Genomic DNA, 24,064 nt, shown 5'->3' on the forward strand with positions numbered 1-24,064 from the left:
AATCGGTAATAATCAAGCACGATCATCTTCCTCCCGCCAGAATGTCCCTACCTTCAAAAAACCACGCAGTTCCTGGGGTGGTTTTGCGGGGACAAGGTTAACTTGCATCAGTCACCGCCATACCTTAATGGCTACACTGATGGTTACAGCCAGGGCAGCCACGGCGATGCCGATGGTGGCCCAGAATAAACCTTTGATTCCATGGGCCAGGTCGGCAATTTCCTGGCGCAGGTTGTTTTCCAGAGATTTGGTTTCCTGCCGCAGGTCGGCAATTTCCTGCCGCAGGTTATTTTCTATTGTTTTCATTTCCTGGCGCAGGTTATTTTCTATTGTTTTCATTTCCTGCCGCAGGTCGGCAATTTCCTGCCGCAGGTTGTTTTCTACGGTTTTAATTTCTTGACGAAGTAAACTATTTCCGGTGTTTATCTCCTGTCTTAGCCCGGTTTCTTTTTCCGCCATTTCCTTGCGCAATTCGCGGATTTCATTGCGCAAATCCCGTATTTCACCCTGTACCCAGCTTCCCAGGAAAAACATCTGTCCTTCCCGGCGGTAATCCTGCTCATCGGAAGTGGCGGCAATCTCTTTTTTAACTTCTTCCATAAGACGAATCACCACCCTCTGCTTCCAGCATATCAGGGAAAGCTGGTTACAGCAAGCATAAATTTTTAGAGGAAACGAAAAACGGGTCCTGCCGGACCCGTGCGGGTAAATTGGTTAAGGTACCCGGTTCGTTTCTTTATTATAGCCCCACCAGTGGAGTGAGAATAAGCACCCCGGCCAGGACCAGGAAGTAACCGATAACATCCAGCAGAAAACCGTACTTCACCATCTGGGTGATGGGCACCATGCCCGAGCCGTAGATAATGGCGTTGGGTGGTGTGGATACGGGCAACACGAAAGCCATGCTCGCCCCCAGGCCGGCGGCCACAGCAGGGGGAATGGGATTTACTCCGGCGGCACTGGCGATGCCGATGACCACGGGCACCACCATGGTGGCCGCAGCGGTATTGGAAGTGGTTTCCGTCAGCAGAATGGCCACCAGCTGTCCCAATGCGGTAATGGCCAGCAGGGTGTGAGCACCGGTCATGGATACCAGCCCCTTGCCCATGGCCTCGGCCAGGCCGGTCTTGAACATCATTTCACCCAGAGAAAGACCGCCACCGAAGAGCAACAGCGTACCCCAGTCAATGTTCACCGCCTGCTTCCAGGAGAGGGTGAATTCCCGCTGCTGAAAATTCACCGGCAGGAAGAAGAGCAAAGATGCGGCAATTAAAGCCACACTGGCTTCCGGGAAGATGTTGTTATAGGCTTTAAACAGGGGTGAAGTGGTGCCGCTGACCAGGGCGATTACCCCCGGGGTGACCCAGAGGGCCACGGCCACCAGGAAGGCAATCAGGGCATTTGCTTCACCCCTCTTCCAGGTGCCCAGGGCTTTTCGTTCAGTGGCTATGAAGTCGGCGGCGCCCTTTAAGTCCTTTTGTATCGACGGGCAGCGCCAGTTAAAGTAAACCCACATAACCAGGAACATGAGCAACATGATGGGTACGGCCAGCATCATCCACTGGAAAAAGGCTATACGCAGTCCGGTGGCCTTTTCAATCAGGCCGATGGTAATCATGTTCGGTGGCGTACCGATGGGTGTACCCATGCCGCCGATGGAAGCGGCGTAGGCAATCATCAAAAGCATGCCGGTCTGGTATTTGCTGTTGTTGACTTCCCGTCCGTGCATGGAGGCAATGATTCTGTTCAGGGCCAGGAGCACACCCATGGTAATGGGGAACATCATGGCTGCTGTGGCGGTGTTGCTCAACCACATGGATAAAAAGCAGGTCACTCCGCCCACGCCCAGCAGGATCATGGTGCTGGTGCGGGAAACTGAACCCAGGGAAAGGATGCGTAAGGCAAACCGCCTATCCAGGCCGTGCACCTCCATGGCCTTGGCCAGGACAAAGCCACCCAGGAAAAGGAGCACGGTGGGATCGGCCATGGCGGTGTAGGCTTCTTTAGCGCCGGCCACTCCAAAAGCCACGGCCAGGGTCGGCCCGAGCAACGAAGCTACCGGGATGGGAATGCACTCGGTGATCCAGCAGGTGATGGTAAAGGCCATCACCGCCGCCAGGGTATGGGCCTGGGGTTTCAGCCCGGGCATGGGCCAGAAATAAATGAGCAGAAATAATGCCGGAGCCAGAAAAAGGCCGGTGGTGCGCCGGATGCGCTCGAAACGCTCTTCCGCTTCGGAAATGGTTTCCCGGACCGGTTGCGTTTCCGGCATCTGAGGCCGGCCCAGGGTATCTACCTTTACTGAAGCCATACCAATCACTCCTTGCGGTTTTTAAAAGTTGCGCTTTTAAGAGTAGTGGATAAATTGTTGCTAAAAAGATAATTATGATATTGATTAGCACAGTTTCAGATGGAGTCCCAGGATTATATTCAGTGAATTGCACGGTGCTTGTCCGGACCTAATATTAAAATACATTAAAAAGTTTTTTGTCATTTTCATAGAAGACAAAAATACATGATAATTCTGTCACTTCAGCTTCTCTTTTTCATTTGCTCTGGATAATCAACCTCCTTTCATTCGGATAACCTGTCCGCCGCTATCCAGCGCTACTTGCAGATACTTCCCGACTTTTTGAATATTATAATGCTTTATTCAGTTTGCTAACAAGTTTGTGAACATATTGTTCTTTATGTCTATTTCGTGTATATCTTGTTTGGCAAATTAAAGAAGCGCTTCCTGTGGGGTACATTTATGGTACGGAAGTAGTAAAGCTTTATTTTGAACAGAAAAACAGGCGCCTTCCCATAATAAAACTTTTACATACATCTAACAGCAATCTAACGCTGGTACCGCTTAATTTTAACATTTCTCTGGTAAAATGTGCCCGCGGATTTGTGGAGGGACGGGCTCGCGGAATGCGGGCCTGTTCAGGCCTGGAGGCATGTTTGGGACAAGCTTTAAACAAAGGAGGTTGAAACCATGGTACGTGTCCGGAAGGGACACAGTCGCCTGAATGCTCTTGTAGCCGTCCTCCTGGCCCTGATCATGGTGGCCGGGATTTTGCCCATTGGGCCCATGGGGGCGGGGAAGGCGGAGGCGGCCGAAACAGGCCAGGTAATCATCAATGAATTCGGCCAGGGTACCAGCGGCAATTCCTTTGAGTGGGTGGAGCTGGTGGTTGTGGGCTCCGGCCCGGGTTCCACGGTGGACATGCGGGGCTGGGACCTGGGCGACAACTCGCCTGGAGATCTTTCTTTCACCAATGACGACAAATGGTCTGCCGTTCCTGCCGGCACTATAATTGTCATTTATAATAATGTTACCGGCAAGATACCTAACTTCCCGGCAGACGATCTGGATTTTGGGAATGGCGATTTCAACGCGGTAATCCCTCATAATAATTCCACCCTTTTCTCCGGTAACTGGGGTAGCTTGAATAATTCCGGCGGGGATGCGGTGGTTTTAAGGGATGCGGCGGATCGGGTAGTGGACGGCATTTCTTATGGCTCCGATACAACCCAGACACCTCAATTAAGCCTTGTTGGCTCAACCAAAGCAGCCCGTTATAACGGCGGTGATGCTGCCGGGGTGAATACCGCTGGCAACTGGAGCATTATTGACGATGGGGCCAATCCGGCAACTACCCCTGGAGCCGGTAACAATGACGCCAATACCAGCTGGATCAACAGCCTGCGCTCGAGTGGTGGCGGTGGCGACACAAAACCCCCGGCTCTTATCTCGGCCACCGTCAACGGCGATCAGCTGGTACTCAATTACAACGAAGCCCTGGATACTGCTTCCGTGCCCTCAGCGGTCTATTTCACCGTAAAGGTGAACGGCCAGCCCCAGGCCGCTCCCACCAACGTTTCCATTTCCGGCACCCAGGTAACCCTCACCCTGACGGCGGCCGTTAATGCGGACAATGTGGTAACCGTCAGCTATGCGGTGCCGGCGGAAAAACCCCTCCAGGATGTGGCCGGTAACGACGCGCCACCCTTCAGCGATCAGGCCGTGACAAACGACACTGTTGCCGGCGGTTCTGATACCACGCCACCTGAAAAGCAGAGTCTAAGCCCGGCTGAAAATGCCACCGGTGTGGCCCTTAACGCCGAAGTGAGCATAACCTTTAATGAAAGTATTTTTGCGGGCAGTAATGCCGGGTCCGTCACCATCAAAGACGCCAGCAACCAGTCGGTCAGCGGTGTGACCTATGCCGTCAGCGGGGCGAAGCTGATCATCAACCACCCTGATTTTGCCCCCGGCACCAAGTACACCGTGACCGTACCGGCCGGGGCGGTGAAGGACGCCGCCGGGAACGAGACGACCGGTGATATTACCTGGAGCTTCACCACCGGCGACGGCAGTCCCGCCCCGGGGGTTACGCCCATCAACCAGGTGGATGCGGTTGACGCCAGCGGCCAGCCCATTCGGTTAAATGAAGATAATATTACTATCGAAGGAATTGCCCTGGTGGGCAAAGGAGTGCTGGATGCCGGCAGGACCATCTACGTCCAGGATGAAACGGGCGGCATTGCCATTTATGCCGCCGGCGGCCTGCCGGACGTGGCCCAGGGCGACCGGGTGCGGGTGACCGGGAAGGTGGCCTTTTACAAAGGTCTGACCGAACTGAGCCCCGGCAGCAATCCAAACTACCTTACTATTGTCAGCAATGGCAATGCGTTACCGCCCGCCCGGGATACAGCCCTTTCCAAATTAGCCGCCTTTGATACCGCCGAGCCCCTGGAAGGAACCCTGGTGAGGGTAGAGGCCAAAGTGAGCAGTATCCCTTCCAGTCCGGACAGCGGCGGCGGGTATAATGTAAAGATTACCGACGCCAATGGCGGCAATGAGATCATCCTGCGGGTGATGACCACCACCGGCATTGATCCGGCCAGCGCTTTACAGGTGGGCAAGACCTGCATCATCACCGGCATTGTGGGCCAGTACGATAGTACCAGCCCGTACACCAGCGGCTACCAGATCTTCCCCCGCGCCGCTACCGACATTGTGGAAAAGCAGGCTGTGGCAGACGATGCACCGGTGGTCTACAATGCCCACCCGGCGAACATGGCCTTTACCTACAACCGGAAGCCGGTCATCTCCGCTTCCTTTGAAAAGGGCGGGGCGGACATCGATCCGTTAAGCGTAAAGATTTACCTGGACAACCAGGATGTCACCGTGAATGCAGCCGTATACTTTGACGCTGTAACGCAGAGGGGCACCGTAACCTACACCCCGGCGCAGAACCTGGCCTTCGGCGAGCACGACGTGAAGGTTTCGGTGACCGACGCCGCCTATAAAACAAAGGAGTACGCCTGGTATTTCGTGGTGGACGACGGTGTGGCCACGCCCCACTTCTACTTCGGTGTGCCCCACTCCCACACTTCCTTCTCCGACGGCCAGGGTACCCCGGCGGACGCCTACCGGCACGCCTTTGAAAAGGGGCTGGACTTCCTGGTGGTCACCGACCACTCCAACTGGCTCGAAGGGGATCAGTACCTGGAGTCGACCAGAGAGTTCCTGGCCCAGCCCGGCTCCGAGTGGACCAGGACCAATGAAATGGCCGAAGAGTTCAACCGGCAGCACCCGGGCAAGTTCCTGGCCCTGCGGGGCTTTGAGATGACTTCCGGCGACTGGGGCCACATCAACGTCCACAACACGGATAAGTATGTGGAAGCCAAAAAGACCATGACGGCCCTTTCCGAGTTCTATCAGTGGCTGGAGAAGCAGCCCAACGCCGTGGCCGAGTTCAACCACCCCAACTGGCCCAGCGACTCCTTCAACAACCTGGCCTATGTGCCGGAAGTGGACCGCATCGTCAACCTGATTGAAGTGGGCAACGGGTCACCGCCTTACAGTTACACCCGGGCCGAGGAGTGGTATTATCGTGCCCTGGACAACGGCTGGCATGTGGGGGCGGTAAACGCCCAGGACAACCACTCCTGGAACTGGGGCGATCCGGACAACCTGACCGTTGTGGTGGCCGATCAGTTAACTAAAGACGAATTCATTGAAGCCCTGCGGGAGCGGCGGGTGTACTCCACCGAAACCCGTACCCTGGAGCTGACCGTCAAGGCCAATGGCTACTGGATGGGCAGCGTCCTGGATCCGCAGGATCTCCCGGACGGCAGGTTGAACTTTGCAATCACCGCCAGTGATGATGCCCAGCCCATAGACAAGCTGGAACTGGTCACCAACGGGGGCAAAGTGATCGCCAGCCAGCCCGGCAGCGGCCAGGCCAGTGTGACCTGGAACCCCAGCGTCACCCCCGGTTCCGGCTCCCACTGGTATGTGGTGAAGGTTTACCATAAGACGGGTAAACTGGGCTTTTCCAGCCCCATCTTTGTGGCCGGCGGGGAAAACGATGTCAAGCTGGTGGAGCTGAAGATCAATCCCGAGCCCACCCTGCCGGGATATGCCACGAAACTGACCGCCGCGGTGTCCAATATGGGCGTGCGGCCGGTGGATAACCTGGAAGTGAAATTTTATCATGACAGTGTCAGCGACGGCAATCTCATCGGCAGCGGCAGCATTGCCCACCTGGCGGCCGGGGGCAAGCAGGATGTGGAGGTAACCTGGCGGCCTGCGGCGGCCGGCCAGACCCGCATATATGCCGTATTGACGCCCATTCCCGGTGTGACCACCGTCACCGAACTGTCCAAAGCGGTGAAGGTGGTATCTTCCAACAGCAAAAAGGTGCTCATTGACCAGGGTCACGGCAATGCCGAGGTGCCCGGCACCCACAACAACCTGATGGAACTGCTGCGGCGCTATGGTTATGAAGCTTCATTTAATACGCAGCCAATTACCGCGGACCTGCTGAACGGCGTGGATGTGCTGATTCTCAATACACCCACCGATTACAGCAAAAATCTGACGGAAGCCGAGATGGATGCCGTGGCCGCCTGGGTGAAGAACGGAGGATCCCTGCTCCTGGCCAGCAAGTCCAACTACCAGTTTGCAGGAACGGCCGGGAATAATTACAATGACGGCTGCACCATGCTCAACCCCCTGCTGGCCAGGCTGGGCTCGGGCATCCGGTTCAACAACGATAACGTTTACGAACCCAACAGTTCCAAAAACTACAGCGGCGGCATGAAATGGTCGGTCTACGCCCGCACCATACCGCCGGCGCCCGGCGGCTTGAACGCCAACCTGGAGGCCATCCGCTACTTCAGCGGCTGCTCCCTGGTGGACGAGAACCTGCAGGCCCTGACCAACGACCCGGCCAGCGGTCTGGAGGTCCTGGTGGCCGGGAACAAGACATCCTATAATTTCAATGTGCAGCCGGGTTATTACACCTATAACAGTGCCATTGGCGACGAAAACGACCCCAGCCAGACCGCCGGCCCCAACGGTGATCAAATACCGCTAATTGCGAAAGAAAATATCGGCTCCGGCCGGCTGGTGGTGGCGGGAAGATACTTCTACTCCGACTATGAAATTGTCAACGACGTGAGCAATACCGCCTTTACCCTGCGGCTCATTGACTGGCTGGCCCACAACAACCGCACCCGCACCATTGCCGACGTGCGGCAGAACGCCAAACCAGGTGAAATTGTGACTGTGCAGGGTGTGGTCACGGCGCCCACCAGCAACTTTTTCGACGCCCTGTACATCCAGGACGCCACCGGGGGCATCTGCCTCTACGGCACCCAGGGCAGGGAACTGCCCGTGGGCACGGTGGTCATCGCCACCGGCGGGGTGCAATACTTCGAAGGTGAACTGGAACTGGCCTATGAAAACGCCGAAATGGAAGTGCTCTACGTGGGACCGGGAACGCCGGTACAGCCGCTGAAACTGTCCACCCGTGATGTGATGCTGCCCCAGTACACCGGCATGCTGGTTCAGACCGGCGGCACCATCACTGAAGTCAACGAACCGGCCCAGTATTTCAAGATTGACGACGGTTCGGGCGCGGCCTACATCCACGTGGACGGCTACCTGGGCGTGGACATGAGCCGCCTGAAGGCCGGTGAACAGTACACCGTCACCGGCATCGCCTCAGTGGGCGCCGCCGGCCCCCGGGTACGGGTGCGCTTCCCGGGAGATGTGGCGGCAGGCTATACTCCGCCCTATACTCCGCCTGGCGGTGGCGGAGGCACGGAACCGCCTGGTGGGGGCGGACAGCCGGCTAATAATCCGCCGGTGCTGGCCAGGCCAATGGATGACAGGACCGCCACAGCCGGCGGGCCGGCCATAACTGTGGACTTAAGCAGCGTCTTCAGCGACCCGGAGGGGGATGCCCTCACCTACAATGCCAGCAGCAGTAACCCCACCGTAGCTACGGCGGCGGTCGCGGGCAGCGGCCTGCAGGTGACGCCGGTGGCGGCCGGGACAGCCACCATCACGGTAACGGTTAGCGACGGCAGGGGTGGCAGTGTAAGCACCACCTTTAAAGTAACCGTAGAAGGCGGCGGTGGTGGCGGCGGAGGCACTGAACTGCCACCCGGCGCGGTGAATCCTGTTGATGAGCGCACCCTTGATGAAGCAATCGGGAACGCCGGCAGCAAGGGTGCAGTGACCATAGAAGTGTCGGCGGGTAACCAGGGGGTGGCTCTCACTGCGGATCAGCTGCAGCGCATCATTAGCGCCGTTAATGAAGAAACACCGGTGCAAGTTGCGTCCGAACAGGTTACGGTACAGCTGCCTGCGGCGCTGCTGCAGGATGCGCTGCACAGGGTTGCCGGCGCAGCCCTGGTGGAGATTCATACGCCGGTTGTGGACGACACCACAGCCAGGGATCTGGCCGGTAAGGCGAAGAATAAGGATCGGTATGCCCTGGCGGGCCGGATGGTAGATCTGGTTCTCCAGGCGGTAAAAGAAGACGGGACCAAACAGCTGGTATCCGGCTTCCAAAGCAAGGTGCGGCTGAGCCTGCCCGTACCGCCGGAAAAATGGCCCCTGGCGGAAGCCGACCGGCTGAGCATCGCCTATTATAATGAAACGGCACAGCTGTGGGAAACCAAACCTTCCACATACGACAGCGTAAATCACATGATGGTTGCCGAGTTGGATCATTTCAGCAAATACGCCTTGCTGGAAGTGACGGGCAGCGAGTCGGGCGGTCAATGGCACCTGACCATCCTGCACACCAACGACACCCACGCCCACCTGGACGATATTGCCCGGCGGGCCACGGTAATCCAACAGGAGCGGGCCAAGGCGGCCAATAGCCTCCTTTTGGATGCAGGTGACGTCTTTTCCGGCACCCTGTATTTTACCAGGTACCAGGGGCTGGCCGACCTGGACCTGATGAACATGCTGGGCTACCAGGCCATGGCCCTGGGTAACCATGAGTTCGACAAGGGACCGGCCACCCTGGCGGAGTTTGTGCGGCAGGCCCATTTCCCGCTGTTAAACGCCAACTTCGACTTCCATGCTGACCCGTACTTGAGCGGCTATGCCCACACCCAGACCGGCGACGCCAGCGTGGGCCAGTCCGTTTACGGCGGCATCTGGCCGGCAGTGATTGAACAGGTGGGCCAGGAAAAGGTGGGCATCTTCGGCCTGACCACCGAGGACACGGCCGAGATCTCCAGCCCCGGCAAGGACATCCAGATCAACGACGCCTTTGCCGCCGCGAGAAACGAGGTGGCGGCCCTGGAGGCCCAGGGGGTGAACAAGATCATCGCCCTTACCCACCTGGGCTGGGACCGTGACCGCCAGTTGGCCCGGGAGGTGGAAGGGATTGACGTCATTGTGGGCGGCCACAGCCATACCTTGCCCGCCCCCTCCGACTACCCGACGGTGGTCACCGATGACCTGTACCACACCCCTACCCTGGTGGTGCAGGCCGGCGAGTACGGTTCCTACCTGGGCAAGCTGAACGTTTCCTTTGACGCCAATGGCTTGCCGGTGGCCTGGAGCGGCGACGAAATAAAGGTCAACGCCAAGGACGCCAGCGGCAATTATATTTACCCGGAAGACCCCCAGGTCAAGGCTAAGCTTGACGAGTACGCCGGGTCCCTGGAGGAGTACCGGAAGACGGTGGTGGGTCACACCACGGTGGACCTGGTGGGCGGCAACCCGGCCGCGCGGACAGGCGAGACCAACCTGGGCGACCTGATTGCCGACTCCATGTTGGAGCGGGCCCGGCCCGCCGGCGCTACCCTGGCCATCCAGAACGGGGGCGGCATCCGCACCTCCATCCCGGCGGGAGACATCACCCTGGGCCAGGTGCTAGAGGTAATGCCCTTCGGCAACACCCTGACGGTGCTGGAACTAACCGGTCAACAGGTGGTTGACGCCCTGGAAAACGGCGTCAGCCAGGTAGAGCAAAAAGCCGGGAGATTCCCGCAGGTAGCCGGGATGAAATTCACCTGGGATCCGCAGAAACCGGCCGGCCAGCGTATTGTGAAGGTGGAAGTTAAGACAGCGAACGGTTACCAGCCCATTGACCGCAATGCCAGATACCTGGTGGCCACCAACAACTTCATGGCCGGCGGTGGGGATGGCTACACCGTCTTTACGCAGGCCAGCAAGGTCATCCCCATGGGCGACGTGGACTACGAGGTCTTCAAGGATTACCTGCAAAAACACAGTCCTGTAAGCCCGCAGGTGGAAGGGCGTATTACTCAGGGCAAAGCTCAGGGTGGTAGCGTTAAGATCGCCGTCTTTTCCGACCCCCATTATTTTGCCCCGGAACTGCTTGTTAAGCCATCGAAGCCCTTTGACGACTACGTGGCCCAAGACCGCAAGCTCATTGCCGAAAGCGCGGCCATTGCCCGGGCGGCGGTGGATGCCATCAAGGCCAGTGACGTTCAGGTGGTCCTCATCCCTGGCGATTTGACCAAGGATGGTGAGCTTTTAAGCCACCAGCAGTTTGCTGGCTTGCTGGAGGAATTGAAACAGGCTGGCAAAAAGGTTTATGTGATTGACGGCAACCACGACGTGAATAATCCTAACGCCGTCAAGTACGAAGGGGATAAAACAACTCCCGTGGACAATGTTTCACCGGAAACATTTCAGTCCATTTATAGGGATTTCGGTTATGGTGAAGCGATTGCCAGAGATCCGGATTCATTGAGCTATGTGGTGGAGCCGATGCCAGGCTTGCGCATCATCGCGATGGATTCGGCTTTGTACAACCCGCATCAAACCGCCGGCGCCTTCGACGATAAACGGCTAAACTGGATTAAACAGCAGATCAGTGAAGCTGTGGCCCAGGGAAAAACTGTTCTTGGCATGATGCACCACGGCCTGATCAACCACTTCAGCATGCAGAGCCAGTTTTTCCCGGAATACATTGTGCATGATGCGGACCACGTTGCCTCAGAACTGCTTGCCAGCGGCCTGCAGGTGGTTTTCACCGGCCACTTCCATGCCCAGGATATAGTGCAAAAACAGTTCGGCGATAAAACCCTTTACGACATTGAAACCGGCTCCCTGGTGACCTATCCCAGTCCTTACCGGATAGTGGAGATTACGCCGGATCATAAGCTAAATATTGCTACCCACAAGATCCAATCAATTAATTATGACACAGGTGGTAAGGACTTTACCACTTACGCCCGGGATTACCTGGTGCAGGGATTAAACGGTCTGGTGCCCCAATTTGTGGCCGGCATATTAATCAAGCAGGGTGTGCCCCAGGAGCAGGCCCTGCAGCAGGCAAATGAAAAGTTGTCCACGCCGGTGGCGGCCAACCTGACGGCGAAGGACCTGCTGGTGAACGCCTTGGTCAGCCACTATCAGGGGGACGAAACCATTGATCCGCAGCTGATGCCCGTAATCCAGGGCATGGCCGGATCCACCGATTCCCTGACCAAGATGATTGGCCAGGTACTGCTGTCCCTGGGAAGGGATCCCGGACCCGCTGATAATGACGGGGAAATTGATTTAACGGCGGCGCCGGTAACCTGGAACTTAACCATCCTGCACACCAACGACACCCATGCCCACCTGGACGACGACAGGGCGCTGGTGGCCCGGCGGGCCATGGCCATCAAACAGATACGCAGTGAAGCGCCCAACAGCCTGCTGCTGGATGCCGGGGACGTCTTCTCGGGCACCCTGTACTTCACCCAGTACCAGGGCCAGGCGGATCTGGAATGCATGAACATGCTGGGCTACGACGCCATGGGCCTGGGCAACCACGAATTTGACAAGGGTCCGCAGGGGCTGGCCACGTTTATCACGGGTAACTACGCCGACGGCTATAAAGAAGCGACCCGCTTCCCGCTGGTAAATGCCAACTTTGACTTCAGCGCCGAGCCGGCCTTAAAGGACCTGGCCCGGACCTCGGTGGGTGAAGAAGTATACGGCACATCCCTGGGCGGCAGCATATACCCGGCAGTAATTCTGGACGTAAACGGCGAAAAGGTGGGCATCTTCGGGGTTACCACCGAAGACACCGCCGAAATATCCAGTCCCGGCCCGAACATCAAAATCAACGACGCCCTGGTCGCGGCGGACAGCGCGGTTAAGACGTTAACCAGTAAAGGTATCAACAAGATCATCGCCATCAGCCACCTGGGCTGGGACAAGGACATTCAGCTGGCCCAGCAGGTGGAAGGCATTGATGTGGTGGTGGGCGGCCACAGCCACACCAAACCGGATCAATACCCCACGGTGGTCACTGACAGCCAGTACCACACCCCCACCCTGGTGGTGCAGGCCGGTGAATACGGCAGGTACCTGGGCCGCCTGGACGTAAGCTTCGACAAAACCGGTCTGGTCACCAACTACGGCGGCGGTCTGCTGGACATCACCGCCAAAGACGCCCGGGGCAACTACACCTACGCAGTGGACCAGGCGGTATACGACCGGCTGATGAGCTACAAAACGCCCCTGGAAACATTTAAAAACACCGTGGTGGGGAGCACCCAGGTCGCCTTAGACGGTGAACGGAACAATGTGCGCACCAGAGAAACCAACCTGGGCAACCTGATTGCCGACGCCATGCTGGAAAAGGGCGCCCGGGCGGGGGCGGTCATGGCCATCATCAACGGCGGCGGAATACGGGCCTCCATAGACCGGGGGGACATCACCTTAGGTGAAGTGCTCACCGTCATGCCCTTCGGCAACACCCTGACGGTGCTGGAACTAACCGGTCAACAGGTGGTTGACGCCCTGGAAAACGGCGTCAGCCAGGTAGAGCAAAAAGCCGGGCGATTCCCGCAGGTAGCCGGGATGAAATTCACCTGGGATCCGCAGAAACCGGCCGGCCAGCGTATTGTGAAGGTGGAAGTTAAGACAGCGAACGGTTACCAGCCCATTGACCGGAGCGCTAAATACCTGGTGGCCACCAACAACTTCATGGCCACCGGCGGGGACGGCTACACCGTCTTTAAAGAAGCCAGCCGGGTCTACGACATGGGCTTTGTGGACTACGAAGTTTTCAAGGAATACCTGCAAAAACACAGCCCGGTCAACCCGCAGGCGGAAGGACGGATCACCGAAGGAAAAGCACCGGCACCCCCCGGTGGTGGCGGTGGTGATGATGGTGGTGGCAGTTCAAGCGGCGGCGGCAGCCTGTCCACCGGAGCGCCATCTGGAGCAACCACACCGGTAAGTGACAGCGTTATTGACAGCGCCGTCAAACAGGCGGCCAAAACCGGCAAAATAACCCTGGAAGCGGCCCGGGACAAAGGGGCGGTGGCCCTGAAAATGGAACAGGTCAACCGCCTGGTAAAGGAAGCCAGGCCGGTGGAAGTGAAGATCGGCGATGTACAACTGGTTGTTCCGGCGGACGTAGTAAAGGCGGCGGCAGCCCTGGCGGCCGGGGTGACCCGGGTGGAAGTCCAGGCCAAACCGGTGACCGGTGACACCGCCAGCAGTATAGTGAGGGAAGCAAAGAACGCCGGACAATTTAAGCTGGCCTCGGACATGGTGGAACTGGCACTGGCGGCCTATACGAAGGACGGCAAAAAACAAACCCTCACCACCTTCAGCGCCCCGGTAAAAATCGTGCTGCCGGTGCCGGCGGATAAACGGGCGCAGGCCGCCAGCCTGGTGATTGGACGTTATAACGAAGCGGAAAAGGCCTGGGAAACCCTGCCCACCACCTACGATGAAAAGAGCGGCACAGCAATAACCGAAACGAGCCACTTTAGCAAGTATGCCCTCTTAGAAAAGGTGGTTCAGCCAGCGGTGAAGACATTTGCCGACATCCAGGGTCACTGGGCGCAGAAGGACATCGAACTCATGGCGGAAAAAGATGTGGTTCACGGCGTGGCGCCGGGCAAATTCGCCCCCGATGCCCGGGTCACCAGGGCTGAATTTGCGGCCATGCTGGTCAACGCCCTGGGCGTAACGGAAAGCAGCGACATACCCTTCAAGGACGTGCCGGATAACGCCTGGTACCACCAGAGCGTGGCCAAAGCCTGCGCGGCGGGACTGGTGAAGGGTGTCTCCTCCACAGCGTTTGCGCCCCAGGCGCAGATTACCCGCCAGGAAATGGCGGCCATGATGGTGCGCGCCCTGGCCAAACTGGGCCGGTCGGCGGAAGTGGGCGCTGGCGAAGCGGTACAGATACTGGCCCGCTTCAACGACCGGCAGGAAATCGCTTCCTGGGCGGCCAACGCCTTGGCGGCGGCCGTAAAGGCCGGCGTGGTCTCGGGACGGGGGGACAATCTGGCGGCCCCCACGGCCAACGCCACCCGGGCGGAAGCGGTGGTTATGCTCAAACGGGTGCTGCAAACAGCAGGCAAACTGTAACAGGTTTGCCGGCTCCGGCAGCTGGTGTTCATAGCTCCGGTGTTATAAGGTACTAAGTTACAGCTATAACCGAAAGGCAGATGCTTCCATGCGTCTGCCTTTACTGTTGTCCCGGTTAAACATTTTATGTTAGAATAATACAAGAACCTTCCTGGGGATGCTTGTATTGAAAGATAAGCGGAAAGAAAACGAGAGAAAGTTTCGCTTCTGGACGGAACTCCCGGGTGGTGGGCGGCGTTATATTTACGAAGTGCCGGGGAAACGCGGATGGAAGGCGAAATATGTGAAAGAGGTCAATGACCGGGAAGAAACTATGCGATTCTATCAGGAAATATACGATGATCAGGGTAACCTTGTTGAGATACATGAAAAATACCCCGAAGATAAAGGCCAAAGAAAAGTGAAAGGGGAAATAGAAATGAAGTTAACCCGCAATAAACTTGCCCAAAAATTAATTGATTACCTGTACCACCGCATTAACCTGGCTGACCTGGTGGACTGGGCGGAAATGTCCATGATGGAATTGGATTTTAATGAAAGGGAATTGGAAACCATCAGGGAGATCGTGGGCCGGTTGGGTCTGGCCGACGTAAAGGCTTTCGGCCTGACCTGGGAGGATATTCAAAACTTCCTTTGCCGGTTGGGCTACCGTGTTGACTTAAAAATTACGGAAATTCCGGCGGTTGGACAATAAAAAGATACTACGGGAGAAGGCCGCCCTGGACCGGCGTGCCCGGTGAGGACTACATTGAAGTAATCATTCACCCTTATACTGTGGTGAAATTGAAATGACGGAAGTGAGTGAAAAAACTGCTGGTCTCAAATAACAAATAAAAGGCAGCCTTTACTGGCTGCCTTTAGTTATCTCCTCACGCCATATTACTCTTGCACAGGCCCTTTTGTCTCTGCGGCGAGATTTCCCTCCTCAGCCAGGGCCTCTTCCCCGGCCTTCACCAGCTTGCGCACCATATTGCCGCCGATTTTGCCGGCTTCCCGCACAGTCAGCTGGTCACCGGGGTTGCTCAGGTCATCGTCCAGCCCCAGTTCCCTGGCCGTCTCCCACTTCAATTCGTCCCTGGCTCTGGCGGCACGATCCATGTTTCGGTCTTTTCTGGCCAACTGCCATCACCTCGGTCATATCTTTACCGGACAAAATAAAATTATACCCACTTTTGCCTTTTCCGGCCCGGCTTCGACACCCGGAGCTTTTGCAGGTAATATCCCGCCTGCCGGGTAATGTGGTCAGGGAGCAGTGGGGGGCGATGGGGGCGCAGACAAAAAAGGCCCTTTTGGGGAAAGGGCCTTTTAAAAGAAGTAGAGGAGTGAGGGACTCCTCCCCTTACGGGCGAATTAGCCACAGTGGGGTTTCACCCGGTGTGGCCGGGTGAAACCCCGGGAGCATTAGATGTTTACCGTGTGACTGCCATGGTCCCCATTTTGGCCTGGTGGGCGGCGATTTCCCGCTTGCGCTTCCACATGGAGCCGAGGATGATTACGCCCCCGGTTATCAGGGCCAGACACATGATAATGAAGCTGGTATTGCTGAGCAGGACCGTGGCTTCTTTGGTTAAAGCGATGATTCCCAGCTTGTTCAGGTAGTTGGGTATGGCTATAGCCCGGCTGATGGCTACGATAATCATGATGCTGGACATCACGTATTTGATCATGTAATCTTTGACGTATGTGGTGCCCACTGCTCCCAGTTGAACGCCCAGCAGGGATCCGGCCATGATCAGTACCACCAGCCTGATATCCACGAATCCGCCCAGGGCCCAGTTAATGGTGCCGCTCAAACCCATCACGAAGGCGATGATCATTTCTGTGGCGCTGGCCACCAGACTGGTGGTGCCCAGGAGGTAGATCATCCCCGGCACCCCTACGAAACCGCCCACGGCGATGGTGGCGGCCAGCATGCCGGTAGCAAAACCGATGGGTATGGTTATCCAGAGGGATACCCGGGTATGGGCCACGGGAAACTTGATCATGGGGGGGATGTTGATTTTCTGGATAGCCCTGGCCAGGTTGCCCGGGGCTTCCACTGCTTTGCTCTTCATGGCCCGGCGGGCGTCGCCGAACATATAGATGCCCAAAATGATCAATATGGCCACGAAAACCGCACTCACATACAGGTCTGAACCGGCTTCACCCCAACTGTTCAAGATCCATTTCTGGATCTGGATGCCCACCTGCACCCCGGCCACTGCCGAGAGGGCCAGAATAATGCCCAGCTTCAGATCCACCTGTCCGTATTTATAACGCTTATAGGCGCCGATCATGGCCTTGGGAAACTTGTGGCACATGTTGGTGGCCACGGCCACGGCGGCCGGAACACCCAGGCTCATCATGCCGGGGGTCAGCACGAAGGCCCCTCCGGAACCGATGAACCCGCTGATCAATCCGCCCAGAAAGCCCAGGAAGAGCAGGAAGAAGATGCTGAACCCGTCCAGAGTGATGAATTGCTTGACCACTTCTCCGCCTACATCATGCATATTAACCACCCTCCTACAGGTCGGTCTTTTTCAACGGCTGAATGCCGACCACGTCCAGCAGGTAGCTGGCAAAGGCACCGTGTACAAAGGAGAAAAGCATGGCGGTGAGCAGGATGGCGATAGCAAAAACTCCGCCCTGGCTGAAATACTGCGTCACCAGGTCCTGATTGGTGAAGAGCAGCACATAGGCAAGTAATGACAAAACCCCCCAGATTATCGCCTGTACAAAAGGTTTCTTTCCGTTTGTTTTTTCGGCCATGGTATTTTCCCTCCCTCAAAATTAGTTGCCGGTGTTCGGACGTCAGTTGCCTGGTTAAGTAGCCCGGCACTCACTGGTACAAGGTAATTCCGGAGTAATTTATTTTAATCCGTGTACATTTCCTCAAACAACATCCGAATGTCTGTGAGTGCCGGGCAGATTAAACTGGTTTTATTGGGTTTACTCTGGCCATTTGCCACCCGGGCAATCCGTCATGTAACCTTCCTTTAATCCATCAACCCCCCTTTGTATAATTGATAAACCTTTAAGTTCCTCCCGTTGGCACCTGTGAAGGGCATTCCACCGGCCGGCGATCCCGGTTGCATGTGCACGCCACCACAAGTGCAAGAAATCCTAACCTGTACCCCGTGTCCGGCGCTTTCACGATGTTAATAGCTCGTTTACCTCACCACTACCAACGAAACCGAAAACGTCTATGGTTCTCAGAATACCCACCACCTTTCCCCGATCCAAAACCGGCAGGGAGTTGACCTGGTAGGTGTACAACAGCATGGCGGCCTGCAGCACATTCTCCTCCGGTTTTACCGTCACTACTTCGATGGGGCGCATAATCTCTTTGACCTTAATTTGTGCCTGCTCCTGCAGCTGGTTTAAAAAGTACCAGCTCCAGCTTTCGGTTTTGATCCAGACATCTTCCACCAGCGCCCTGACGCTGACTGCCGAGAGCAGGCTGCGCAGGGTCAACAATCCCACCAGCTGTCCCCGGTCATCCAGTACAATCAGGGAGTGGTGGCCGTACACCGCGCCGCCTTTTTTGTGGAAAGATGACCGCAGGGCGGCAACCGCTTCTTTAATGGTGGCCTCTTCATGGATGGTGGAATAATCTTCTACGGGAACCATAACCTCTTTGACCAGGGTCATTGCACCACCCCCTCCACCTGCCATTGGAAATGAGCAAATTATGTGCCAGGGGGAACAAGGGCGGAAAAATAACGGAGGGAAAAGCCGGCAGGGCTTGAATGGTGCGGGCTGGGTGGATCGGAGGCAAAAGATATGCCCGGGGCCGGGATTGTGAAAGTAGCCACAGGAGCAATCCTCTGCTGACCCGTTTCTGCACAACCGGGTGTACAGAAACCGGTCAATTGAGAGGTGGGAGGCGGGAGGTGAGAAGTGGGAAAAGCCGAGGTGGGAGGCGGGAGGTGAGAAGGGGGAAAAGCGGGGAGGGGGTTCGTAAAGCGGGTTCACAGAATAGTAACGCCCCGGATGAATTCAGGGGCGTTACCTGGCGGCTATCCGGCCAGCAGCTCTCCGATTAGATTAAACACGTCGATGGTACGGACCATGCCCACCACCTTTCGTTTTTCCAGCACGGGCAGGGAGTTCACCCGGTGGGTGATCATTTTCACCGCTGCCTGAAACACGGTGTCGTCAGCCTGTATGGTGGCCAGGGCCAGGGGGCGCATGATGTCTTTCACCCGGATCCCGGCCTGCCGGTGGTAACGGTGGGCAAAATACCAGCCCCAGGATGAACCCTTCAACCAGGCGTCCCGGGAAATGGCGTGAAACTGCAAGGTTTTCAAAAGGGAGCGCAGGGTCAACAAACCGACCAGGTGCTGGTTGCCGTCCAGAACCGCGATAGAGTGAAAGCCGTACCATACCCTTCCTTCCCGGTGCAGGGAAGATCTCAGAATCTCCACCGCTTCTTTCAGGGGGGCGTCCCACCGGACCGTGGAATAGTCGTGAATGGGGATCATTACTTCCCTGACCTTTCGTCCCTCCGTCATTGTCCATACCTCCCGGTCCCTGGTTTTGCATCTGGAGCATCTTTAGTATATTTGAGCAGGCAATATTCATGCCAATCATGAAGCAAGGACGAAAAAACCCGTCTTTCAGGCTGGCGGGAAGACCGGGGAAAAGACTACTGCTTTAAGCCGGTGGTGTGGATTCCTGCACGGTCGGAGCTCCGGCCACGGCCTGTTCATAAACCCGGCGGTAGGGGTCGACCCCATCCCCCGTGTCCGGGGACTCAATCAGCCGCACAATTTCCCCTTTCGTTTCATCTTTTATACCCGCCTGTTCCAGTATACTGGTAATCTCTTCCATGGACCACCCCTTTTCCCGGGCCGGTATACCCGCCAGGCAGGCGGCTACGGGAATCAGCGGGGACAGCTGTGCCGCTTCGGCCAGTTCCCCGGCCTTTCGGGCCGCTTTCAGGGCGCGGCTTAACAAAGCGGGTTCCTGGGACAGCTTTTTGCGCACGGCCACTTCCAGCCGGTTTTTCACTATGGCCGGCTGGTTCTGGATGGTTTTGGCCGCCTCCCCCAGACATTTACTGGCGTAGGAGCACCAGGCGGCACAGCCGGGGTTGAACCGGGGGTTGGTTACCAGTTGTTTGCAGGCGGGACAGCGCAGGGTTACGTCGTCCTTCCAGAACTCAATGTTTTGACCGCAATTGGGGCAGGGGGACTCGAATATATCTTCCGGTTTCCAGAAGCTCCGGTCCTGTCCGGGGCATTTCCAGATGGACATGGGACATCCTCCTTTCAGCATTGGATCCTGTTTTATGGTAAATCAATCATATCGCCGCCGCCGGTTGTTGTCTGTGAGGATGGTCACACTGCTTACCGGCACCGGGGGAAACAAAAAACCCCCAACGGGGGTCTGGCTAATCAAACAGATCTTCAAAGAGGTCAAAAAAACCGCGTTTCTTTTTGTGTTTATGGTAGTCGTGATGATAATCGTAGTGGTGGTCTTTGTCGTGGTGAAATTCCCGCTGATAATCGCCCTCCGGATAATGTTCGTACTCATCACGGTATTTCCGGGAAAGGGATACCACCTTCTCCAGTTCGCCACCGTCCAGCCATACCCCGCGGCAGCGGGGGCACACATCCATCATCACCCCGTAACGGGGCACTTCCCGCAGGGGCATGTGACAAACAGGACAATCCTTCATCCAAAAACTCCTTTCCCTTTCTGATTATATAATCATTTCCATTATAACCAGAAAAGGCAGGATTTGCAACCTCTATTGCGTTAACTCATGTTCACCGCCCGGCCGAACTTTCCCATAAACCGCATTTCCTCAAAGAGGAGAATATCCTCCTTGCCCACATTCCTGCCTGTGCGGGCCATCAGCACATTGGCCGGGTGCTCCAGAATATCCGGGTCGTCGGTGGTTACCTTTTGCAACCCCACCCGGCCGAACAGTTTGGTGAGCATCTTCTGGTAAGCCCACACATCCAGGCCGGTTCTCTTCATATCCCAGTGCCAGCAATATTCGGTGGTGATGACAATGAAGTCTTCCACCCGGGGGTGGGAAAAGGCCAGTTTTAGCAGGTTTTCTCCGATGCGGCAACCTCTCCAGGAAGGAGATACCTCGATGCCGCCCATTTCCAGCACCCGCGGGTGTTTGCTCCAGCGGGAGAACTCGTCGGGATGGTGGAAGGTGACATAGGCAATGATTTCCTGTTTGTGTCTGGCCAGAAAGATCATCCCGTCAGGCAGGTTGGTGATGGTCATCAGGGCCTTTTGCTGCTGGTCCGGCAGGCGAAAATTGGTCAGCCCTTCATTCATGGTCAGTCCTTCGATATAGCGGTCCGTTACCGGACCTTCGAAAACCACCAATCCTCTGGGGGTGTTCAGTTCCATTTTACCAGTGGTCATTTGGCCCCACCTCCCCCTTTCAACCACTCAGGCTTTTAAAATAACCATTCGGACCTGGATAATAACCGTTTAGCCTTATTATAAGCGGAACAGGCCCTCATTTACAATACAGCTGGTTAAAGATGTTATTTTAAAAATATTCGCACAGGGGCTGCCTGCTGTCAAGCGTTTTATTTGTTCATAGCAAAAGTTTTACCCCGGTGTTAATATTGTTAACCGGGGGTGGGACATATACAGGTGGCATTAAATAAAAAATGAGCGTTTATCCCTTAAGTATTTGACGCAAGTGATATTATCGGTTATAATATCCTCAAAAAGATTATAAAGGAGTTGTGGTAAATGGCTTTTGAGGTTTACAAGCCCCGTGGAGAGAGGGCGGAAAAGGCACCCATGGTTTCCTTCTCTAAAAGCTCTATTGTTTTAAATAATGTGGCCAGGGAGAAATTGGGAGTACAGCATGTGGAACTGGCCTACGATCGGGATTCAAACATGGTCCGGATTCGGGGGGTAGATGAAGGGGGCATGCAAATTAAGAAAACCAAGGTTTTCGGCAAAGGGTTCTTTAAGCATTTTAATATTACCCCCCGGGGGAAATACGAGGCCAGGTTTGATGATGAGGAACGGGCACTATATGTAAAGTTGAATGGTGTCATGGACAGGTAATGTCCATATCATTTAAACCCGCATCAGTTGCGGGTTTAATTTGTGAGTCTGTACCTGGGAGGAGTTCCCATGCCGCTAATAGCGGCATCGCGACGGATGAAAATATCTGTTGGAAGAAGCGGGTCAAATCTTAACCCGACGACTGACGTCTGACGACCGACGACTTGTTTGAAGGAGGTTTCCCCGGAAGGGGGACTGGCATGACCGTGCGCAACCGGCTGCGCTACATACGTCTTTCACTGCATATGGATCAGGATGAATTTGCCAGGATGTTGGATGTGAATCCATGGTATGTCAAACGCTGGGAAGAACAAAAAATTCAGCCCAGTTTGGAGATGTTCTGTAAAATAAAGGACAGGTTAAAAAAATACCTGCCGGATATTTCCCTGGACGACCTTATAGAATATGATGCTCCCTAGCCGGCCGTATTGCCGGCTGTGGTGTTGTTAACGTCATCGTTATGGAGTAAGCGTGGACAACACGCCCAAAGGCTGATTTACCGGCCATTTAGGGGAAATAATGCCCTTAGCGCCATATTGCCGGAGCAAACGGTGGTTATGTTTTTTGTTATTCCTGCATTGTACCGGTGTTGATAACGGCATGGATTGTATGGCATCTCTGGCGGCCAACCGGGGAAGGGGGTCATTAAGTGGCCACGGGGTGGGGCGAAAAGCGTATGAAAGAAATATTAAGTGCCATGTACCGTATTCAGATGTATCATTTCTTTCCTGAAGAGGTAATGCCCCAGTTGATGAAGGAATGTAATTTGAGTGAAGAAGAGGCCATTCAACTGGTCAGGGCGTTCATTAACCGGGGATGGTTAAATACCAGTGGTCTTCTGCCCCGCTATTTCCTGCGTCCCGGTTATATTTCCTGCTTTCCGGTGATCATATCTGCTGCCGGTCTCAACTACCTGAAAGAAAAGTCCTTTTAACCATAAAATAACAAATCCCGGTTTCAGGCAGGAGGAATTAACTCTCCCTCCGTCGAATACTTGCCCGATGCCAACCGGATTAAACGGCAAAGGGGGCTGAAGCCAATGGAAATCTTTCAAAAAATAGGGGAGACGGCCAAGGGGTTGGGCGGCAAGGCCAGGGAAGTCACCAGGCGTTCCGGGGAGTTTCTGGAGGCCACCAAACTAAAGTTTGACCTTTCCCGTCTGGAAAAGGAAATGGAGGCCAACTGTTTGAGCCTGGGCGAACTGGTTTACAGGCGCTTTAAGGGTGAAGCGGGGCTGGACGGTGAAATTGACCGGCTGTTATCCGCCACCCGTAAGGTGGAGGGGGATATGCAGGCGGTGCAGGAACAAATTGACCGGTTGCAGCCGAAACCGCCGGTTTGCCCGCAATGCAAGCTGGAGTTGCCCGTGGGGGGGCGCTTCTGCAGCTACTGTGGCGCACAGGTGGTAAAGGATGATGCTGCCGAATAAATTCCGGCGTCAAACGAGGCAGGAACCGCAGCAGGGCTGCGGTTCCTGCGATTTAAACCATTTCAAGCCAAACGGGGTGGTTTTATGGATTATACCGGGCAGATTCGGGCACTGGCCGATCTGCTGCGCCGGCATGAACGCAATTTTTCCCTTACCGGCGCAGGTGTAAGCACGGAAAGCGGCATTCCCGATTTCCGCAGTCCGGGCACCGGGCTGTGGACCAAATTTGATCCCATGAAAACGGCCACTCTCAGTGCTTTAAAAAAGGACCCGGCCGCTTTTTACAAAATAAACCTTCCCCGCTGGACCGCTTTTACCGGGGCGCTGCCCAATGACGCCCACCGGGGACTGGCCCGGCTGGAAAAAATGGGCCTGCTGGTGGGGGTGATTACCCAGAATATTGACGGCCTGCACCGGGAGGCCGGTTCCCGTTGTGTCTGGGAGATCCACGGCCATTTGCGTACCTGTCACTGTATGCAGTGCGGTCACAGTTACCCCTTTTCCTTCCTGGTGGAACAGGTGAACAGCGGGCAAAACCCGCCCCGCTGCAGCCAGTGCCAGGGGGTTTTAAGGCCCGATGTGGTTTTGTTCGAGGACCGGATGAGCGACGACTTTTTTAAGGCCACCCGGGCCCTGTCTGGATGCCAGTTGATGCTGGTGGTGGGCAGCAGCCTGCAGGTTTACCCGGCGGCGGAACTGCCCGGCTTTGCCCGGGAAGTGGTAATTATCAACCGGGAGCCCACACCCTGGGACGAACAGGCCCGGCTGGTAATCCACGAGAGCGCCGGGCGGGTTTTCCGGGACCTGCTGGCCGAACTGGGGGAGCCCCTGGGCGGCCAGCAGGCGGGGTAGGCTGGATCTTTCTGTGGAACACTATGGAACGAACCGTTACCCGTTCAAAGGAGTCACCCGCGGGAACGGCCGTTTCCCCGATAAAA

17 protein-coding genes are annotated in these 24,064 nt (G+C 56.0%); 7 read left to right on the plus strand and 10 right to left on the minus strand.

Going from position 1 to position 24,064, the window contains the following annotated elements; translation table 11 throughout:
* Window positions 1–111 precede the first annotated feature (111 nt).
* Complete coding sequence (locus GFC01_RS01435) at window positions 112–600, minus strand: DUF1640 domain-containing protein (RefSeq protein WP_152944854.1); 489 nt, start codon at window positions 598–600, stop codon at window positions 112–114.
* Between the two features lie 139 nt (window positions 601–739).
* A complete protein-coding gene (locus tag GFC01_RS01440) occupies window positions 740–2,311 on the minus strand; it encodes an SLC13 family permease (protein WP_207707566.1) in 1,572 nt (523 codons plus the stop codon).
* A 669-nt stretch (window positions 2,312–2,980) separates the two neighbouring features.
* Between GFC01_RS01440 and GFC01_RS01445 the strand changes: the two genes are divergently transcribed.
* Together GFC01_RS01445 and GFC01_RS19175 are read left to right on the plus strand one after the other, a co-directional pair.
* Window positions 2,981–14,662: a 5'-nucleotidase C-terminal domain-containing protein gene (locus GFC01_RS01445; protein WP_152944855.1), complete on the plus strand. Its 11,682-nt coding sequence runs from the start codon at window positions 2,981–2,983 to the stop codon at window positions 14,660–14,662.
* A 166-nt stretch (window positions 14,663–14,828) separates the two neighbouring features.
* A complete protein-coding gene (locus GFC01_RS19175) occupies window positions 14,829–15,356 on the plus strand; it encodes a hypothetical protein (RefSeq protein ID WP_243137132.1) in 528 nt (175 codons plus the stop codon).
* A gap of 185 nt (window positions 15,357–15,541) precedes the next feature.
* On the opposite strand, the gene GFC01_RS01460 is transcribed toward GFC01_RS19175, so the two are convergent.
* The 8 genes from GFC01_RS01460 to GFC01_RS01495 form a co-directional block, all read right to left on the minus strand.
* Window positions 15,542–15,781 (minus strand): alpha/beta-type small acid-soluble spore protein, encoded by a 240-nt coding sequence (locus tag GFC01_RS01460; RefSeq protein ID WP_423244356.1) that lies wholly within the window; start codon window positions 15,779–15,781, stop codon window positions 15,542–15,544.
* A 290-nt stretch (window positions 15,782–16,071) separates the two neighbouring features.
* Window positions 16,072–17,151, minus strand: a complete 1,080-nt coding sequence (locus GFC01_RS01465; protein WP_152944856.1) for a sulfite exporter TauE/SafE family protein — start codon at window positions 17,149–17,151, stop codon at window positions 16,072–16,074.
* Between the two features lie 13 nt (window positions 17,152–17,164).
* Window positions 17,165–17,410 (minus strand): hypothetical protein, encoded by a 246-nt coding sequence (locus GFC01_RS01470; protein WP_152944857.1) that lies wholly within the window; start codon window positions 17,408–17,410, stop codon window positions 17,165–17,167.
* A 381-nt stretch (window positions 17,411–17,791) separates the two neighbouring features.
* Window positions 17,792–18,292, minus strand: a complete 501-nt coding sequence (locus GFC01_RS01475) for a CBS domain-containing protein (protein ID WP_194174742.1) — start codon at window positions 18,290–18,292, stop codon at window positions 17,792–17,794.
* Window positions 18,293–18,660: 368 nt separating this feature from the next.
* Window positions 18,661–19,155, minus strand: a complete 495-nt coding sequence (locus GFC01_RS01480) for a CBS domain-containing protein (RefSeq protein ID WP_152944859.1) — start codon at window positions 19,153–19,155, stop codon at window positions 18,661–18,663.
* A gap of 142 nt (window positions 19,156–19,297) precedes the next feature.
* On the minus strand, window positions 19,298–19,900 hold the full coding sequence (locus GFC01_RS01485; protein WP_152944860.1) for a hypothetical protein: 603 nt from the start codon (window positions 19,898–19,900) through the stop codon (window positions 19,298–19,300).
* Between the two features lie 136 nt (window positions 19,901–20,036).
* Window positions 20,037–20,324: a TFIIB-type zinc ribbon-containing protein gene (locus GFC01_RS01490; protein WP_152944861.1), complete on the minus strand. Its 288-nt coding sequence runs from the start codon at window positions 20,322–20,324 to the stop codon at window positions 20,037–20,039.
* An 80-nt stretch (window positions 20,325–20,404) separates the two neighbouring features.
* Window positions 20,405–21,034 carry a GNAT family N-acetyltransferase gene (locus GFC01_RS01495; RefSeq protein ID WP_152944862.1) on the minus strand — a complete coding sequence of 210 codons (630 nt, stop codon included), beginning with the start codon at window positions 21,032–21,034 and terminating at the stop codon, window positions 20,405–20,407.
* Window positions 21,035–21,373: 339 nt separating this feature from the next.
* On the opposite strand from GFC01_RS01495, the gene GFC01_RS01500 reads away from it, so the two are divergent.
* From GFC01_RS01500 to GFC01_RS01520, 5 genes are all read left to right on the plus strand, one after another.
* Window positions 21,374–21,697, plus strand: coding sequence for a hypothetical protein (locus GFC01_RS01500; protein WP_152944863.1), 324 nt, complete (start codon window positions 21,374–21,376; stop codon window positions 21,695–21,697).
* Between the two features lie 200 nt (window positions 21,698–21,897).
* Window positions 21,898–22,116 carry a helix-turn-helix transcriptional regulator gene (locus GFC01_RS01505; RefSeq protein ID WP_152944864.1) on the plus strand — a complete coding sequence of 73 codons (219 nt, stop codon included), beginning with the start codon at window positions 21,898–21,900 and terminating at the stop codon, window positions 22,114–22,116.
* 230 nt (window positions 22,117–22,346) lie between these two features.
* Window positions 22,347–22,631 carry a hypothetical protein gene (locus GFC01_RS01510; RefSeq protein ID WP_152944865.1) on the plus strand — a complete coding sequence of 95 codons (285 nt, stop codon included), beginning with the start codon at window positions 22,347–22,349 and terminating at the stop codon, window positions 22,629–22,631.
* A 105-nt stretch (window positions 22,632–22,736) separates the two neighbouring features.
* Complete coding sequence (locus GFC01_RS01515) at window positions 22,737–23,126, plus strand: zinc ribbon domain-containing protein (protein WP_152944866.1); 390 nt, start codon at window positions 22,737–22,739, stop codon at window positions 23,124–23,126.
* 84 nt (window positions 23,127–23,210) lie between these two features.
* Window positions 23,211–23,978 (plus strand): SIR2 family NAD-dependent protein deacylase, encoded by a 768-nt coding sequence (locus tag GFC01_RS01520; protein WP_152944867.1) that lies wholly within the window; start codon window positions 23,211–23,213, stop codon window positions 23,976–23,978.
* The last annotated feature ends 86 nt before the right edge of the window (window positions 23,979–24,064 follow it).

The organism is Desulfofundulus thermobenzoicus (genome assembly GCF_009428905.1).
Lineage (GTDB): Bacteria > Bacillota > Desulfotomaculia > Desulfotomaculales > Desulfovirgulaceae > Desulfofundulus_A > Desulfofundulus_A thermobenzoicus.